The sequence below is a fragment of the Bradyrhizobium sp. USDA 4501 genome, assembly GCF_054062115.1.
In genome coordinates this window covers 3,489,406-3,505,967 of the sequence record NZ_JBSSEX010000001.1, presented here as the reverse complement: position 1 = coordinate 3,505,967, position 16,562 = coordinate 3,489,406, and the positions used below count along the sequence as shown (strand labels likewise).

Genomic DNA, 16,562 nt, shown 5'->3' with positions numbered 1-16,562 from the left:
ATGGCAACCATATAAAGGGCGTATTCGGCTGCAAGTCTAGGTTCCATACAAGATGCGCCTTGTTGTCCGGCCGAATTGAACGCCGAAATGGACAACGGATAGAGCGCCGATAGCAGGACCGTCAGGTAGGTTAAGTGACCACCGCCATTGCCATTTTGCCCCCGCTCGGCCGGCTGCTCGGCCTCTGCGCGGGCGCATTGCTGCTGTTCTGCGCCGAGCGCGCCAGCGCGCAGGGGCGGCTCGACGCCCAGTATGAGGCGACCCTGGCCGGTATCCCGGTCGGCAAGGGCAGCTGGACCATCGAAATCGGCGACGACAGCTTCTCGGCCTCGGCCCAGGGCGGCACCGCAGGCCTCCTGAAGGCGTTTTCCGGCGGCTCCGGCGCGGGCGCCTCGCAGGGCCGCGTCGTCAACGGCGCGCTGGCCGCCACCTCCTACACCGCGACCACCACCACCTCGAAGAAGTCGGAGACGATCCGGATGGTGCTGGCGAATGGCGGCATCAAGGAATCCGCGATCGAGCCGGAGCCGCCGGTCGATCCCGACCGCCTGCCGGTGACCGACGCGCAGAAGAAGAACGTGTTCGATCCGATGACCGGCTCGTTCCTGCGCGCGCCCGGCAATGCCGAATTGATGAGCCCGGATATTTGCCGCAGTGGCGCCGGCATCTTCGACGGCCGCATGCGCTACGACCTCAAGCTCGATTTCAAGCGGGTCGAGATCGTCAAGGCCGAGCGCGGCTATCACGGCCCGGCGCTGGTTTGCGCGCTCTATTTCGTACCGATCTCGGGCTACATCCCGGATCGCCCGGTCATCAAATATCTCGCCGCCCAGCGCAACATCGAGATCGCCTTCGTGCCGATCGCCGGCACCCGACTGCTGGTGCCGTTCCGCATGACGATCCCGACCCCGCTCGGCCAGGCCATGCTGGAAGCGACCTCCTTCGTCACCACAGCCGCGCCGCCGCGCGTGGCGAAGACGCAGTAAGTCGCACCGTCATTCCGGGGCGCGCGTAGCGCGAACCCGGAATCTCGAGATTCCGGGTTCGCGCTACGCGCGCCCCGGAATGACAGACAGAGGTAGGCGCGGACCAGCAACAAATGTCACCGGAATCCAGTTGACTCTTGTCCGCTTCTGATTCGACTCGCCCGCCCCTGGAACTTAAGGAATTCAGTCCGCATATCCTGTGCTTGTGGAGCCCTCTCAAACTTGATCTAGTGCCGCCGCCGTCAGCCTGCCCGAGATGTTGCGGTGAACGTTTCAGGTCCCAAATCGAGTCAGCGATTCGGCCGCGATTCGTTCTAGAGTCGTTCCAGCGCTTAAGGTAGGCACGGAAAGCGTCGCATTGTGAGACAGATTTTGTGAAAAGGACGCGTGAAGGAGTGAAGACCAGAGCGTCAATCCCTCACCGTCACCCTGAGGAGGCCGTGCAGCGGCCCTCTCGAAGGGCGACGGCCCTGCTGTCTCATCAAGATCGCCGCAAACGGGTCGATCTCGGCCGTGCATCCTTCGAGACGCGCTGACGCGCTGCCCATAGGTACAACGGCGAATTCGCCGTTGTACCGGGGATGACGGATCAGAGAGCGCCCCAACAATTCAAGAAACACCTGCAAAATATGGCTTTCTCAACTTCGTTCGGAAATGACCGCGTGCCCGGTGCAGGCGTCACCGCGGTGCTCGGGCCGACCAACACCGGCAAGACGCATCTGGCCATCGAGCGCATGCTGGCGCATTCGTCGGGCCTGATCGGGCTGCCGCTGCGGCTGCTGGCGCGCGAGGTCTACAACAAGATCGCGGATCGTGCCGGCATCGATAACGTCGCGCTGGTCACGGGCGAGGAGAAGATCAAGCCGAAGGCGCCGCGCTTCTGGGTCTCGACCGTGGAAGCGATGCCGCGCGATCTCGATGTGTCCTTTCTCGCGGTCGACGAGATCCAGATCGCGGCCGATCTCGAGCGCGGGCATGTGTTCACCGATCGCATCCTCAACCGCCGCGGCCGCGACGAGACGCTGCTGCTCGGCGCGGCGACCATGCGGCCGATGATCGAGCGGCTGTTGCCGGGTGCCTCGATCATCACGCGGCCGCGGCTGTCGCAGCTCGAATTCGCCGGCGACCGCAAGATCACGCGGCAGCCGCGCAGAACGGCAATCGTCGCGTTCTCCGCCGACGAAGTCTACGCGATCGCCGAATTGATCCGCCGCCAGCATGGCGGCGCGGCGGTGGTGCTGGGCTCGCTCTCGCCACGCACGCGCAATGCCCAGGTCGCGATGTTCCAGAACGGCGACGTAGATTATCTCGTCGCCACCGACGCGGTCGGCATGGGGCTCAATCTCGACGTCGATCACGTCGCCTTCGCCTCCGACCGCAAGTATGACGGCTATCAGTTCCGCCGCCTGACGCCGGCCGAATTCGCGCAGATCGCGGGCCGCGCCGGGCGCGCGACGCGTAACGGCACCTTCGGCACCACCGGGCGCTGCGCGCCGTTCGAGCCGGAGCTCGTCAACGCGCTGCAGAACCACACCTTCGATGCCGTCAAGGTGCTGCAATGGCGCAACGCGAAGTTGGACTTCGCCTCGCTCGGCGCGTTGCAGGTGTCGCTGGCGCTGTCGCCCAATCATGAGGCACTGACGCGGGCCCCGGTGGCCGAGGACCTGCGCGTGCTCGAGCATGTTGCGCGCGACGCCGAGGTGCGCGATCTCGCGCATGGGGCGGCCGCGGTGGAGCGGCTGTGGGAGGCCTGCCAGGTTCCGGACTACCGGAAGCTGTCGCCGGCCGCCCATGCCGAACTCGTGACCACGCTGTATGGCTTCCTGATGCAAAAGGGGCGTATCCCCGACGCATGGTTTGCCGCCCAGGTCGACCAGGCCAACCGGACCGACGGCGATATCGACACGCTATCGGGCCGGATCGCGCAGATCAGGACCTGGACCTTTGTTGCCAACCGGCCGGACTGGCTCTACGACCCGGACCACTGGCAGGGGATCACGCGCGAGCTCGAAAATAAATTATCCGATGCGCTGCATGAACGGCTCACGGAGCGTTTCGTTGACAGGCGGACCAGTGTATTGATGCGCCGCCTGCGGGAGAACTCAGTTTTGAATACGGAAATTGGCAAGACCGGTGAAGTGATCGTGGAAGGCCACGTGATCGGCCGGCTCGATGGTTTCACCTTCGCACCTGATGCGGCCGAGGCCGGCAGCGACGCCAAGGCGCTGCAAGCCGCCGCCCAGCAGGTGCTGGCGCGCGAGATCGATGCGCGCGCCGAGAAACTGGGCGCCGCCCCCGACGAGCAGTTCGTGCTGACCTCCGACGGCACCATCCGCTGGACCGGCGATGCGGTGGCCAAGCTGGTGGCCGCCGAGGACGCGCTGCATCCGCGGCTGCGCATCATCTCCGACGAGCGGCTGACCGGCGCCTCGCGCGAAGCGGTGCAGACCCGGCTCGACCTCTGGCTCAAGACGCATATTGAAAAGCTGCTCGGGCCGCTGTTCGAACTGTCCAAGGCCGAGGACCTGCAGGGTATCGCCCGCGGCATCGCCTTCCAGCTGGTCGAGGCGCTCGGCGTGCTCGAACGCGCGAAGATAGCGGCCGAGATGAAGGATCTCGACCAGCCCTCGCGCGCGGCCCTGCGCAAATACGGCGTGCGGTTCGGCGCCTACCACATCTATTTCCCGCAGCTCTTGAAGCCCGCGGCGCGCTCGCTGGCCTCGCTGTTGTGGGCCGAGAAGCAGAGCAACGCCGACATGGCGGCGCTGTCGAATGTGCAGCATCTCGCCTCCAGCGGCCGCACCTCGTTCCCGGTCGACAAGGCGTTGCCGCGCGATGCCTATCGCGTACTCGGCTATCGCCAGTGCGGCGAGCGCGCGGTGCGCGTCGACATCCTGGAGCGGCTCGCCGACCTGATCCGCCCCGCTTTGGCCTGGCGCGAGACCTCGCCGGGCGAGAAGCCTGCGGGTGCGTTCGACGGCCGCGGCTTTGTCGTGACGCAGGCGATGACCTCGCTGACCGGCTCCGCAGGCGAGGATTTTGCCTCGATCCTGCGCGCGCTCGGCTACCGCATGGACCGCCGTCCGCCGCTGCCGCCGAAGCCCGTCGAGACCGCGCCGGCCGAGGCCACGGAGGCCGTCGCCGAGACCACGGAGACCGTGGCCGGGACCACCGAGACGGTCGCCGCCGAGACGCCGCCGGTCGAGGTCACCTCTGAGGCCGCCGTGGATGCGCCGGTCGGTGCCACCGCCGAGGTTGTGGCCGAAGCGCCCGAGGCTGCCACGGATCAGCCGGTGTCGGGCGATCCCGCACCGTCGGCCGCGCTGCTGCCCGATGTCGGCTTTGCCGAGGTGGTGTCCAGCGAGGCGACGCCGGTCGTCGTCGAGACCAAGCCCGAGCCCGTGGCAGAAGTTGCCGCGGAGCCCGCCGCTGTCGCCGAAGAGCCCGCTGCCGAGGCGCCCGCTTCGGAAGCGGTATCCGAGCCCGCGCCTGTCGTGGAAGCCACTGCAGAGACACCCTCCGAGACCGCCACAGACGCAGCCGCGGAGACCGCGAGTGCCGAGGCAGCACAGGCTGAAGCCGCTGTCGCCGCCGCGGAGACGCCGGCCGAGCCGCAGCTGGTCGAAGTCTGGCGTCCCGGCGGCCGCTCCGACGAGCGCCGTCCGCATCATCGCGGCCACGATCGCAACCGCGGCCGTCACCAGGGCAAGCCCGCCGAGGGCGCGCAGGCCGCCGAAGGCGGCGGCGAGGGCGACAGCAAGCGCGAACAGCATCGCCGTCCGCGCCGTCACCAGGATTTCCGCGCGCCGCGTCCAGGCGCGCCCGCGGATCCGGCTGCGGCACCCGCCGAAGGCGCGCAGGCCCGCGACAACAGGGACGACAAGGGCCAGCGCCGCGAGCGCTTCGAAGGCAAGGGTCGCGATCGCGACAATGAGCGTCGCCGCGACAACAAGTTCGGCGGCGACCGCAAGGGCGAGCGCGGCGATCGTGATCGCGGTGGCCGCGATTTCGGCAAGGGCGGCCGCGACAAGCGCGAGGGCGGCCCGTCGCATCGGCCCTACGCCTCGAGCGCGCCGCGCGAGCGCGACCGGCCGATCGATCCGAATTCGCCATTCGCCAAGCTCGCTGCCCTGAAAGAGCAGCTTGCAGGCCGGAAGGAATAGTCCAACCCTTGGTTTAACGCTTGGTCTAGTTTGGATCGACAGCGCCTCGACAAATGGCTGTGGCATGCGCGCCTGGTGAAGGCCCGCACCAGTGCCGCTGAACTCGTCGTATCGGGGCATGTCCGGATCAACGGCGCGCGTGAGAAATCGCCGGGCCATGCGGTGAAGGCGGGCGACGTCGTCACCGTCGCGCTCGACAACAGCGTCCGCGTGCTCAAGGTGATCGGCTTTGCCGAGCGGCGCGGCGATGCCAGCTCGGCGCGGGTGCTGTACGAGGATTTGCAGGCTGGCAATTTGCAGGCCGGTAAGGAGTAGTTATCTAGCGCTTGCTATCTCAATTTGGGTGGCAGGAGCGTGAGAATACGGGCGTTTTTCGAGGGCCGCTTCCCTTGCGGCCCCGGTATTCCTGCGCTACGCAACCCCAGAAAAATCGATCGTTCCGGAGTTTTGGATGACCTACGTCGTCACTGAAGCCTGCATCAAGTGCAAATATACCGACTGCGTCGAGGTCTGCCCCGTCGATTGCTTCTACGAGGGCGAGAACATGCTGGTCATCCATCCCGACGAATGCATCGATTGCGGCGTGTGCGAGCCGGAATGCCCGGCGGACGCCATCAAGCCGGACACCGAGCCGGGCCTGGAAAAGTGGCTCGAGGTCAACCGCGACTACGCCAAGAGCTGGCCGAACATCACCCAGAAGAAGGACTCGCCCGAGGACGCCAAGGAGTGGGAAGGCAAGGAAGGCAAGTTCGAGAAATATTTTTCTCCGAATCCCGGCAGCGGCGACTGATTCGCCAGGGAGTACCTTGGTAAGGTCGGACTCTGGTCCGCCGCGGCCCTCCGTTCGGCCGCCGATTTAACCCTAATGACGGACATATGACCTGAACGGCCCCTGTTATGCCCGGAATCGGGCGTAAACCATTGATTTTTGCGGAAAATGTGCTATATCTGACACATTACAGGCCAAGAACCCCCTGCCATGCGTACCTTGTGGCTTCGAGGTTCCCGCAAACTCGAACAGGGGCGTGGCAGTTTCCGCGCGCAGGCTGTGTCACAGAAAACGCGTAAAAAGAGTGCTTCAAAGACGACGAAAAAAGCCGCTGTCGTTGCTCGCAGCGCAACCAAGGGCCGTGCCAAGGCGTCCGTGAAGGGGGCCAAGAAGGCGGCGGCTGCAAAGTCCTCAAAGAACAAAAGAAGCGTGATGCCAGAAAAGACTGCCAAGACTGCCGCGAAAGCGGCAGCTGCGAAGCCCGCTGCTGCCAAGGCCGCCCCCAAGCCTGCCGCGACCAAGACGGCTGCTGCGCCGAAGCCGGCCGCCCCGAAGGCTGCCGTCCCCGCCGCTGCTCCGAAGGCTGCCGCCAAGCCGGCCGCCGCGCCGCGCATCGAGGAGCCGAAGAAGGTCGTGACGCAGCGTCAGGGCTTCAAGGCCAATGAATTCGTGGTCTATCCCGCTCACGGCGTCGGCCAGATCCTGGCGATCGAGGAGCAGGAGATCGCGGGCGCCAAGCTCGAGCTGTTCGTGATCAATTTCATGAAGGACAAGATGACGCTCCGCGTCCCGACGGCGAAGGTCGCCAATGTCGGCATGCGCAAGCTGTCGGAGCCGGCGCTGGTCAAGAAGGCGCTGGAGACGCTGAAGGGCCGTGCCCGCGTCAAGCGCACCATGTGGTCGCGCCGCGCCCAGGAATATGAAGCGAAGATCAACTCGGGCGACATCGTCGCGATCGCCGAGGTGGTCCGCGACCTCTATCGTTCGGAATCGCAGCCCGAGCAGTCCTATAGCGAACGCCAGCTCTATGAAGCGGCGCTCGACCGCCTGTCGCGCGAGATCGCGGTCGTGCAGCACTCGACCGAGACCGAGGCGATCAAGGAGATCGAAGGCCAGCTCGCCAAGAGCCCGCGCCGCGGCGCCAAGGCAGAAGCCGAGGGTGAAGGCGAGGGTGATGCCGATGGCGAGGATGCCGATACCGATGGCGACGATACCGCCGTCGAGGACGAAGCCGCCTGAAAGGGTTCGACGGATTGAAAACAAAAGCCCGGTCGCAAGACCGGGCTTTTTGCTTTGGCGGCGTGTCCGTGGGGCACGCTTACCTCTCCCCTTGTGGGAGAGGTCGGATTGCATGGCAAATGCAATCCGGGTGAGGGTGCAGGCTCTCCGCAAGTTGCAGCCCCTCGACCGCGATCTTCGCCCGGGCAGATCGATATTCCAAACTGTCCGCGCCGCTGGACTCTTGGACCAGCGGCACACGTTGCCGACTTATCCCGAAACGGAACGCCGGTAACTTTCGCGCGTTCGCTCGCCAATGAGGAGAGCGGACCATGACATCAAAGGCAGGCATTTTTTTCGCAGGCGTTGGAACAACTTTTATTATCCTAGGCGCTGGGTTCGGTGGTGGACTGTTCATGGCGAATTCGGCGCTTAAGGATTCTGCCGGCGCCCCCGCGCGCGTCTCTTCGCCAGCGCCCGCGGAACCAGCGCGCGTTATCCTGCCATCCACGGCAGAAGCTGCGCAGCCACCGCCACCCGCCACCCAACGAGAGCCCGCCACGCCAGACGCAGCCTCACCGCCGCAGCCGCCACTGGAGCCGGTCAAGGACGTACAAGCGCCTGTCGAGAAGCAGGCGGACGTGGTGGACACGAGAAAATCTGACATTGCAGAAAAGGAGCGGCGTAAGCGCTACGCCGAACGCAAGGCGAAGCGCGTCGCGACCGAGCAGGCGAGGCGTCAACCGCGGCGCATCGAACAAGGCGAGCAACGCCGCGAAGCTCCGGTGCTCTTGGAGCAGGCGCGACGCCACGAAGTGCCGATCATGGCGTCTGAAGACGATGACTCCCCGCCGCGTCCGTTCGCGAATTTCTTCAGGAATGACTGAGCGCATCGCTTTAGTGAAGGAGCCGAGGAACAGTCCGCAATCGAGGGACGTTAGTGCTGATACAGAAGGCCCGTTCGTCGGATGGCTAACGAAAACTCCATTGCTTCAACTGCCAGTCCTGAACAACGCATAGAGCAGGCGTCAGAGGCGATCCGTCAGATGGCTGAGCGCGGCGTATTCGAACCTTTGCCGCAACAAGATCGGTGGCTGCATCACTTGAGTGAAGCGACCAGGGCGGCTCCGCTTCAATCGCTTGCCGTTGCATTCTTGCTGGGGGTCTTCCTGGCTCGGCGGTAGCCCGTCGGCTACGCCGTTGATGCTGCCGCGCCGCGTGCTCAATACGAGCGCTGCTTGATGCCCCAACGGCGGTTCTCGGAGGTCACGATCCATAGATTGCGGTGACGGCTGGCAATCGATCCGTCGGCGCGGTCGCGGCTGTATTCGACCAGCAGATGCACCTTGCGCGGCCCGACCAGCACCGGCTCCTTGCGCTGATAGGTGCTCTTCGTCCATCCCGTGGTGCGCGCCAGATCGTTGAAGAACGACGGCGGCAGCTGGCCCGGGCCATCCCAGATCACGAGCTGCTCGCCGGACAGGATGACGTGCGGGAAGTGCAGCAGCGCGTCCATGCCGGCGAGATCGCGAGCGTTGAAGCGGTCGGTGAAATCGTCGATGCAGCGGATCGCCGCCGCGATCATGGCCGCATGGTCGGCATTGTCAGGGTCGGGTTGGAAGAGCTTGTCGGCATTACTCATGCCGTCGCTTTACACTGGCAGCGAAGCGAGCCGCAATGACGCTCGAAGCTACGTAAACGATCCTGACCAGTATCGTCTTGTCTTGCTTCATGGATGACGACGGCAACCGGAGCGCGGCGTGCTATGCTGACCGCCCTGCCGTTATTTGATCGACATTAAACTGACCCCATCAATTTGCAGCGAGGAGAAATTCGATGACATCCAATGTTGAGGCAACCAGGAAGGGTTATGAGGCCTTTCAACGTGGTGACATTCCGACGCTCATGAGGGATCTGATCGATGACGACTGCACGTGGATAACCCCGGGTCCCCAGGACAAACTGCCTTGGGCCGGGACCTTCAAGGGAAAGCAGCAGATTGCAAACTTCTTCGTCCAGGTTGGCGAGAATCTGGAATTCAGCGAGTTCGCGCCGCGTGAGATGATTGAGCAGGGCGACACCGTCGTGGTCCTGGGTACACTCACGGCGCGGGCAAAGAAAACAGGCAAGACTGTAACGAACGAATGGGCCCACGTTTTCAAGTACCGTGACGGGAAGGCGGTCCGCTTTCAGGAGTACATTGACACTGCGGCGGATGTTGCCGCGATGTCGTGACAAAGCAAGAGGCAGGTGCGCATGCGCGGATGTCGTCGGCGTCATCCGCCTCTATCGCCTACTTCACCCGCTGCTTCTCGAGCTTGCGCGCCAATGTCCGGCGGTGCATGCCGAGTCGGCGGGCGGCTTCCGAGATGTTGAAGTCGGTCTCCATCAGGGTCTGGTGGATGCGCTCCCATTCCAGCGTCTTGATCGACGTCGGCCGCGCACCGACCTCGATGGCGGCATTGCCCTGCGCTTTAAGGAACGCGGCCTCGATGTCGTCGGTGTTTGACGGCTTGGCCAGATAGTGGCAGGCGCCGAGCTTGATCGCCTCGACCGCCGTCGCGATGCTGGCAAAGCCGGTCAGCACGACGATCAGCATCTCAGGATCATGCGTGTGCAACGCCTCGACGCAGGCAAGGCCCGATGCACCGCCGGCGAGCTTCAGGTCGACCACCGCATAGCCGGGCGATTGCTGCTCGAGCAGCTGGCGGACCTCGTCGAGCGAGGCCGACACCGCCACATCATAGCCGCGGCGCTCGAACGAGCGCTTCAATGTGCGGGCGAAACCCGCATCGTCCTCGACGATCAGGAGCTGGCGTTCATCCGTCAAGATGGTCTCCGATCGCGAGCGTCGAGAGCGGCAGCTCGAGCCTGACCGCGGCGCCGATGTCCGGCCGGTTGCGCGCCGTCACCACGCCGCCCAGCTTGCGCACCACGTTGACCACCAGGAACAGGCCGAGGCCGCTGCCGGGGCTGCCCTTGGTCGATTGATACGGCTTGCCGATATGCGCCAGCATCTCGCGCGAGAAGCCCGGGCCGCGATCGGTCACCGACAGCACCAGCGTGTCGGCATTGCGCTCGGCGGTCAGCTCGATCCAGTCGCGCGACACCTCGGCGGCGTTGTCGAGCACGTTGAAGATCGCCTGCTTGAGCGCGATGTCGGATACGATCGCGAGATCAGCGCCGCAGGCGTTGCGGAAATACAGCGTGGCCGACGGCCGCGTCGTCCGCCATTCCTCCACCAATGCCGTCAGGAACGCCGTGACCGTGGTCGGCGAGGAGCCTTCGCCGCGGGCTTCGCCCGCCGAGAGCAGGATGCCCGTCACGATCGACTTGCAGCGCTGCACCGAGATCTCCATCTCGCCGAGGTCCTGCGACATTTCAGGGTCGGAGGCGAGCGCGGGCATCCGGCGCCAGTCGCCCAGGATGACCGAGAGCGAGGCGAGCGGCGTGCCGAGCTCATGCGCGGCGCCGGAGGCCAGGAGGCCGATCCGGACGATGTGATCCTGCTCGGCGGCGTGCTGGCGCAGCGCCGCGAGGCGCAGGTCGCGATCGCGCAGATTGCGGTTGATCCGGGTCATGAACACCACGAGCAGCACGGCGTCGAGCACGAGGCCGATGAAGGTGCCGGCGATATAGAGGTTGAAGGCATCGGCGAAGCCTTGCTGCGGCAGCTCCAGCGGCCGGTAATAGCTGGTCAGCCAGGCGAAGTTCATGCAGACCAGCGCCACCAGCGACCAGGTCGAGGGCGCATCGAGCAGCACCGCGCCAAGCGTCACCTGCAGCAGATAGAGCGAGGTGAACGGGTTGGTGGCGCCGCCGCTGAGATAGAGCAGGGCGGTCAGCGCCGCGACGTCGAGCGCCAGCGCGACCAGCAGCTCGCGGTTGTTGATGTCGGCGCGGTAGCGCAGCCACAGCAGGCTGACGACATTGAGCGCCACCAGCCCGGAGATCACGGCCGCCAAGGGCAGCAGCGGCAGCGCGACGCCCATCCAGAACTGCACGAAGCCGATGGTGGCGATCTGGCCGATCACGGCGATCCAGCGCAGCTGGACCAGGAGGGCCATGTTCTTGCGATTGGTCGCGATGTCGGCGGGCGCTGCGAGGTCGAACGGCATGCCGGCGGCCGCGCCCGCGGCGGACGGCGTTACCGCCGCGCCGGTCGCGGCCTTGTCGTCATGCAGATCCGATGTGCGCTCGAGCATCTGGGCCTGTGTCGCGAGACAGATTGCGGGCTGCGCCGATCAAGCGGCGCACGGCGGCGCGCCGTGAATCCCACCTTGGATCGGAGGCGCCGGCGCGGCTCCTGCCGCTGATGACGCGCAGGAGCGCGCCCGCCAGCATAAGGGCCAGTGCGAACCATGTCAGCGCGTAAATCAGGTGGTTGTTCGGAAACCGCACGATAGTGAGCCCGCCGATTGGGTAGCCGCCCGGATTTGGCGTCGCATCGGCGTCGATGAAGAAGGGGGCTACATGCGACAGTCCGTGCGCGGCGGCGATGGCGGCAACGTCGCGGGAATACCAGCGGCCGGCCGAAGCATCGTTGCTGCGCAGGAAGCCGCCCTTCGGCTCCGACATCCGCAGCAGTCCGGTGACGCTGACGGCGCCCTGCGGCTCGCCATCGCGCCGTGTCGCGGGATCGCGCTTATCAGCGGGAACAAAGCCGCGGTTGACCAGCACGGTGGTTCCGTCGGCGGCTTGCAGCGGGGTCAGTACCCAGAAGCCGGGACCCTCGGCCGTGACGGCCTGCACCAGCGTTCCGTCGGCGTTGAGGAACGTGCCGCGTAGGGTGACGCGGCGGTATTCATCGCTCGCGGCCGTGACCGCCGGCCATGACGATGGGGGCGGCGGCGCGACCGGCGCGGCATGCATGCGCTGCTCGACCCGCTCGATCAGCGCCAGCTTCCAGGTCCGGCGTTCGATCTGCCAGATACCGAGCGCGCTCAGCAGCACCACGCCCAGCATGCCGAGCGTGAGCAGCAACAGCGAGGGTCTGGCAGACCGCATCGTCACGGCATCTGGCTCATGTCGTGCAGCGGCATCATGTTGATGTTGAGATGATGCATGACCCACAGCGAGCCGGTCAGCGCGATCACCACCATGACGACGGTGAAGATCATCGCCATCATGGTCCAGCCGTTCTCGGACCGCGTGTTCATGTGCAGGAAGTACACCATGTGCACGACGATCTGCACCGCGGCGAGCACCAGCACGATCAGCGCGGTGACCTGCTTGTCGGCGATGGCGCCGGTCATCACCAGCCAGAACGGCACCGCGGTGAGGACGACGGAGAGACCGAAGCCGATCAGATAGCTCTGCAGCGAGCCGTGAGCCGCGCCGCCGTGATCGCCATGTCCGTGGCTGGCATTGGCTTCGAGCGTATGAGCTTTGGCGTGAGCTTTTGTTGTCATCGCAGCATTCCCAGGAGATAGACGAAGGTGAAGACGCCGATCCAGACCACGTCGAGGAAGTGCCAGAACATCGAGAGGCACATCAGCCGGCGCCGGTTGGCTTCGATGAGGCCGAAGCGCGCGGTCTGCACCATCAGCGTCACCAGCCAGACGAGGCCGAAGGTGACGTGCAGGCCGTGGGTGCCGACCAGGGTGAAGAATGACGACAGGAAGGCGCTGCGCTGGGGCGTCGCGCCCTCGTGGATCATATGCGCGAACTCGGTGAGCTCGATGCCGAGGAAGGCGAGGCCGAACAGCCCGGTGATGGCGAGCCAGGCTTGCGTCGCGCCGATCCTCGATTTCTCCATCGTCAGCATGGCGAAGCCATAGGTGATCGAGGAGAGCAGCAGCATCGTGGTGTTGAGCGCGACCAGCTTGAGGTCGAACAGGTCCTTCGGCGATGGCCCAGCGGCATAGTTGCCGCCGAGCACGCCATAGGTCGCAAACAGCATCGCGAAGATGAGGCAATCGCTCATCAGGTAGATCCAGAAGCCCAGCATGGTGCTGGCGCCTTCCGGATGATCGTGCTCGTCCACAACGTGAAAGATCGGCTCGGAGTCCTGGGTGGAGACGGTTGTTGCTACGCTCATGTCTGGGCTCCCGCGGCGAGCACGCGTGTCCGCGCGTCTTCAGTCCGCACCACCTCATCCGCCTGGATGTGGAAGTCGCGGTGATAGTTGAAGGTGTGGCCGATCGCGACCGCGAGCAGCGCAACGAAGCTGACGGCGGCGAGCCACCAGATGTACCAGATCAGGCCGAACCCCATCACCGTCGCAAGTCCGGCGAGGATGATGCCGGTGCCGGTGTTGGAGGGCATGTGGATCGGCTTGAAGCCGGTCAGCGGGCGCCTGTAGCCGCGGCGCTTCATGTCCCACCAGGCGTCGTTGTCGTAGACCACGGGCGTGAAGGCGAAGTTGTAGTCCGGCGGCGGCGACGAGGTCGCCCATTCCAGCGTCCGCGCGTTCCAGGGATCGCCGGTGGTGTCCTTCAGCTGCTCGCGGCGCAGAATGCTGACCGCGAACTGCACCAGCATCGCGACGATGCCGAGCAGGATCAGGAACGCGCCGAAGCCCGCGATGATGAACCAGATCTGCAAGGAGGGATCGTCGAACACGCGGAGCCTTCGGGTCACGCCCATCAGGCCGAGCACATAGAGCGGCATGAAGGCGAAGTAGAAGCCCGAGACCCAGAACCAGAACGACAGCTTGCCCCAGAACGGATCGAGCCTGAAGCCGAACGCCTTCGGGAACCAGTAGTTGATGCCGGCGAACAGGCCGAACAGCACGCCGCCGATGATCACGTTGTGGAAATGCGCGATCAGGAACAGGCTGTTATGCAGCACGAAATCGGCCGGCGGCACCGCCAGCAGCACGCCGGTCATGCCGCCGATCACGAAGGTCAGCATGAATGCCACCGTCCACATCATCGGCAGCTCGAAGCGGATGCGGCCGCGATACATCGTGAACAGCCAGTTGAACATCTTCGCGCCCGTCGGGATCGAGATGATCATGGTGGTGATGCCGAAGAACGAGTTCACGCTGGCGCCGGAGCCCATCGTGAAGAAGTGGTGCAGCCAGACCAGATAGGACAGGATGGTGATGACGACGGTGGCGTAGACCATCGAGGTGTAGCCGAACAGCCGCTTGCCGGAGAATGTCGCGGTCACCTCGGAGAAGATACCGAACGCCGGCAGCACCAGGATGTAGACCTCGGGGTGGCCCCAGATCCAGATCAGGTTCACGTACATCATCGGGTTGCCGCCGAAGTCGTTCGTGAAGAAGTTGGTGCCGACGTAACGGTCGAGCGACAGCAGCGCCAGCACCGCCGTCAGCACCGGGAAGGAGGCGACGATCAGGACGTTGGTGCAGAGCGAGGTCCAGGTGAACACCGGCATCTTCATCATCGTCATGCCCGGCGCGCGCAGCTTGACGATGGTGCAGATCAGGTTGATGCCCGATAGCGTCGTGCCGACGCCGGCGACCTGTAGTCCCCATATGTAATAGTCGACGCCGACATCGGGACTGTAGCCGATGTTCGACAGCGGCGGGTAGGCGAGCCAGCCGGTGCGGGCGAATTCGCCGACGAACAGCGACATCATCACCAGCACGGCGCCGCCGACCGTCATCCAGAAGCTGAAATTGTTGAGGAACGGGAAGGAGACGTCGCGTGCGCCGATCTGCAGCGGCACCACGTAGTTCATCAAGCCGGTCACCAGCGGCATCGCCACGAAGAAGATCATGATCACGCCGTGCGCGGTGAAGATCTGGTCGTAATGATGGGCCGGGAGGTAACCGTCGGAGCCGCCAAAGGCGATCGCCTGCTGCAGCCGCATCATCAACGCGTCCGCGAAGCCGCGCAGCAGCATCACGATGCCGAGGATCATGTACATGATGCCGATGCGCTTGTGGTCCACGGTGGTGAACCACTCGCGCCACAGATAGGTCCAGAGCCGGAAATAGGTGACGATCGCAAACAGCGCGAGGCCGCCGGTCGCCACCACCGCGAAGGTGCCGACCAGGATCGGCTCGTGGATCGGCAGCGCCTCCAGATTGAGGCGGCCGAAGATCATCTTGACGAGATCGGGATTCATGCGGTCCTCCTCAGGACTCTGATTTCGGACGCTGACCGAGCAGCAAGGATGTCGACGAGGGGTGCGCGGGCGAGAACGGCGGGCGCTTCAGCCCGAAGCCGCGCAGCGGCGTCAGGTCGAGCGGCGCGGTGACCTCGTGCGACGGCGCGTCCTTGATCTCGTCCATCGAGCAGATGCCGGCGACGAAGGTCGGCTCAGAGCCGAGCGGCGCGCCGCGGCGGGCGTATTTGTCGTAGGTCAGCGGCAGCGTGTTGTTGAAGCCTTCGCGGCCGAGGCCGCCCTTGGCGTCGATCGCCATCATCTCGCTCATGCACATCTTGCCGGGCTCGACGCACATGTTGAGGACCGCCTTGTAGAGATCGCGGTCGACCGAGCGGTAGAGCCGGACCGGATCGTTCTGGCTCGGACGCTCGAGCTGCAGATAGTCGGTGCGGCCGAGCATGTTGCTGCTCGCCTTGGCGGTGGCGATCCACTTGTCGAAATCGGCGCCAGACAGGCTCTTGAAGTCGAAGTGCATGCCGGAGAAGCCGGCGCCGCTGTAGTTGGCGGAGAAGCCGCGATAGGTGCCTTCCTTGTTGGCGACCGCGTGCAGCTTGGTCTCCATGCCGGGCATGGCGTAGATCTGGCCGGCAAGCGCGGGGATATAGAACGAGTTCATCACGGAGGACGCCGTGATGCGGAAGCGGATCGGGCGGTCGACCGGAGCTGCGAGCTCGTTGACGGCGGCGACGCCGTAATCCGGGTAGATGAACAGCCACTTCCAGTCGAGCGCGACCACCTCGACATTGAGCGGGGCGTCCTTGCTCTCGATCGGCTTGTCGGCGGCGATGCGGCCGAGCGAGCGGTAGGGATCGAGCAGATGGGTGCCCATCCAGGTCAGCGCGCCGAGGCAAATGATGATCAGCAGCGGCGCCGACCAGATCACGAGCTCGAGCTGGGTGGAGTGATCCCACTCCGGCTCATAGGGGGCCGCGGCGTTGGACTGGCGGTAGCGCCAGGCGAAGAACACGGTCAGCGCCATCACCGGAAGCACGATGATGAGCATCAGCACGGTCGAGATGACGACGAGGTCGCGCTGCTGGACGGCGATGTCGCCGGCAGGCGCCAGGACGACGAAATCGCACCCGCCAAGGAGCGCCGCGAACGGCAATAAGGCCAATAATTTCAAGGCGCGCACGGCTCACCCCACTTGAATTTTATGAGTTCCGCCAAGGGGTAGCTGCAATGCAGCAAAGTTCACATTGGACAATTTGTCCAATGTTGCACTGCGGGATGGAGGGTCAGAAGGTGAGGTGGACCGCGTGGCAATCTGCCCGTGGCCTCACTTCTTGTTTGAGCACGGTCTGTTCGGAAAACCGGTTTGATCGTGCTCCAAAGGACGGTTCT

The 16,562-nt window shown here is 64.8% G+C and carries 15 protein-coding genes; 7 read left to right on the top strand and 8 right to left on the bottom strand.

Annotated elements, in window-relative coordinates:
• Positions 1-155: 155 nt before the first annotated feature.
• From ACVWZM_RS16105 to ACVWZM_RS16080, 6 genes are all read left to right on the top strand, one after another.
• On the top strand, positions 156-986 hold the full coding sequence (locus ACVWZM_RS16105) for a DUF3108 domain-containing protein (protein WP_168858678.1): 831 nt from the start codon (positions 156-158) through the stop codon (positions 984-986).
• Between the two features lie 629 nt (positions 987-1,615).
• A complete protein-coding gene (locus ACVWZM_RS16100) occupies positions 1,616-5,149 on the top strand; it encodes a helicase-related protein (protein WP_456853840.1) in 3,534 nt (1,177 codons plus the stop codon).
• Between the two features lie 30 nt (positions 5,150-5,179).
• Positions 5,180-5,464 (top strand): RNA-binding S4 domain-containing protein, encoded by a 285-nt coding sequence (locus ACVWZM_RS16095; RefSeq protein WP_076824784.1) that lies wholly within the window; start codon positions 5,180-5,182, stop codon positions 5,462-5,464.
• 136 nt (positions 5,465-5,600) lie between these two features.
• Positions 5,601-5,939 (top strand): ferredoxin FdxA, encoded by a 339-nt coding sequence (gene fdxA, locus ACVWZM_RS16090; RefSeq protein ID WP_016844914.1) that lies wholly within the window; start codon positions 5,601-5,603, stop codon positions 5,937-5,939.
• Positions 5,940-6,350: 411 nt separating this feature from the next.
• Complete coding sequence (locus ACVWZM_RS16085) at positions 6,351-7,157, top strand: CarD family transcriptional regulator (protein WP_076824782.1); 807 nt, start codon at positions 6,351-6,353, stop codon at positions 7,155-7,157.
• A gap of 311 nt (positions 7,158-7,468) precedes the next feature.
• Complete coding sequence (locus ACVWZM_RS16080; protein WP_253588233.1) at positions 7,469-8,023, top strand: hypothetical protein; 555 nt, start codon at positions 7,469-7,471, stop codon at positions 8,021-8,023.
• A gap of 335 nt (positions 8,024-8,358) precedes the next feature.
• Here ACVWZM_RS16080 and ACVWZM_RS16075 read toward each other — a convergent pair whose 3' ends face one another.
• Positions 8,359-8,778 carry a hypothetical protein gene (locus tag ACVWZM_RS16075; protein ID WP_057015517.1) on the bottom strand — a complete coding sequence of 140 codons (420 nt, stop codon included), beginning with the start codon at positions 8,776-8,778 and terminating at the stop codon, positions 8,359-8,361.
• A 194-nt stretch (positions 8,779-8,972) separates the two neighbouring features.
• Here ACVWZM_RS16075 and ACVWZM_RS16070 point away from each other — a divergent pair, with 194 nt between their 5' ends.
• Positions 8,973-9,371, top strand: a complete 399-nt coding sequence (locus tag ACVWZM_RS16070) for a nuclear transport factor 2 family protein (RefSeq protein ID WP_057015516.1) — start codon at positions 8,973-8,975, stop codon at positions 9,369-9,371.
• A gap of 58 nt (positions 9,372-9,429) precedes the next feature.
• On the opposite strand, the gene ACVWZM_RS16065 is transcribed toward ACVWZM_RS16070, so the two are convergent.
• From ACVWZM_RS16065 to cyoA, 7 genes are read right to left on the bottom strand one after another with little or no spacing between them, the layout of a single operon-like run.
• Positions 9,430-9,966 (bottom strand): response regulator transcription factor, encoded by a 537-nt coding sequence (locus tag ACVWZM_RS16065; RefSeq protein ID WP_057015515.1) that lies wholly within the window; start codon positions 9,964-9,966, stop codon positions 9,430-9,432.
• Positions 9,956-11,341 carry an ATP-binding protein gene (locus ACVWZM_RS16060; protein ID WP_057015514.1) on the bottom strand — a complete coding sequence of 462 codons (1,386 nt, stop codon included), beginning with the start codon at positions 11,339-11,341 and terminating at the stop codon, positions 9,956-9,958. The genes ACVWZM_RS16065 and ACVWZM_RS16060 overlap by 11 nt, the downstream gene beginning before the upstream one ends.
• Positions 11,313-12,143 carry an SURF1 family protein gene (locus ACVWZM_RS16055; protein ID WP_456853837.1) on the bottom strand — a complete coding sequence of 277 codons (831 nt, stop codon included), beginning with the start codon at positions 12,141-12,143 and terminating at the stop codon, positions 11,313-11,315. Before ACVWZM_RS16055 ends, ACVWZM_RS16060 begins: the two co-directional genes overlap by 29 nt.
• Positions 12,144-12,145: 2 nt before the next feature.
• Positions 12,146-12,547, bottom strand: a complete 402-nt coding sequence (gene cyoD / locus ACVWZM_RS16050) for a cytochrome o ubiquinol oxidase subunit IV (protein WP_076824778.1) — start codon at positions 12,545-12,547, stop codon at positions 12,146-12,148.
• On the bottom strand, positions 12,544-13,176 hold the full coding sequence (gene cyoC, locus ACVWZM_RS16045) for a cytochrome o ubiquinol oxidase subunit III (RefSeq protein ID WP_057015511.1): 633 nt from the start codon (positions 13,174-13,176) through the stop codon (positions 12,544-12,546). Before cyoC ends, cyoD begins: the two co-directional genes overlap by 4 nt.
• Complete coding sequence (gene cyoB, locus ACVWZM_RS16040; RefSeq protein WP_057015510.1) at positions 13,173-15,176, bottom strand: cytochrome o ubiquinol oxidase subunit I; 2,004 nt, start codon at positions 15,174-15,176, stop codon at positions 13,173-13,175. The genes cyoC and cyoB overlap by 4 nt, the downstream gene beginning before the upstream one ends.
• Positions 15,177-15,186: 10 nt before the next feature.
• Positions 15,187-16,353, bottom strand: a complete 1,167-nt coding sequence (gene cyoA / locus ACVWZM_RS16035; protein WP_253588232.1) for a ubiquinol oxidase subunit II — start codon at positions 16,351-16,353, stop codon at positions 15,187-15,189.
• Between the last annotated feature and the right edge of the window lie 209 nt (positions 16,354-16,562).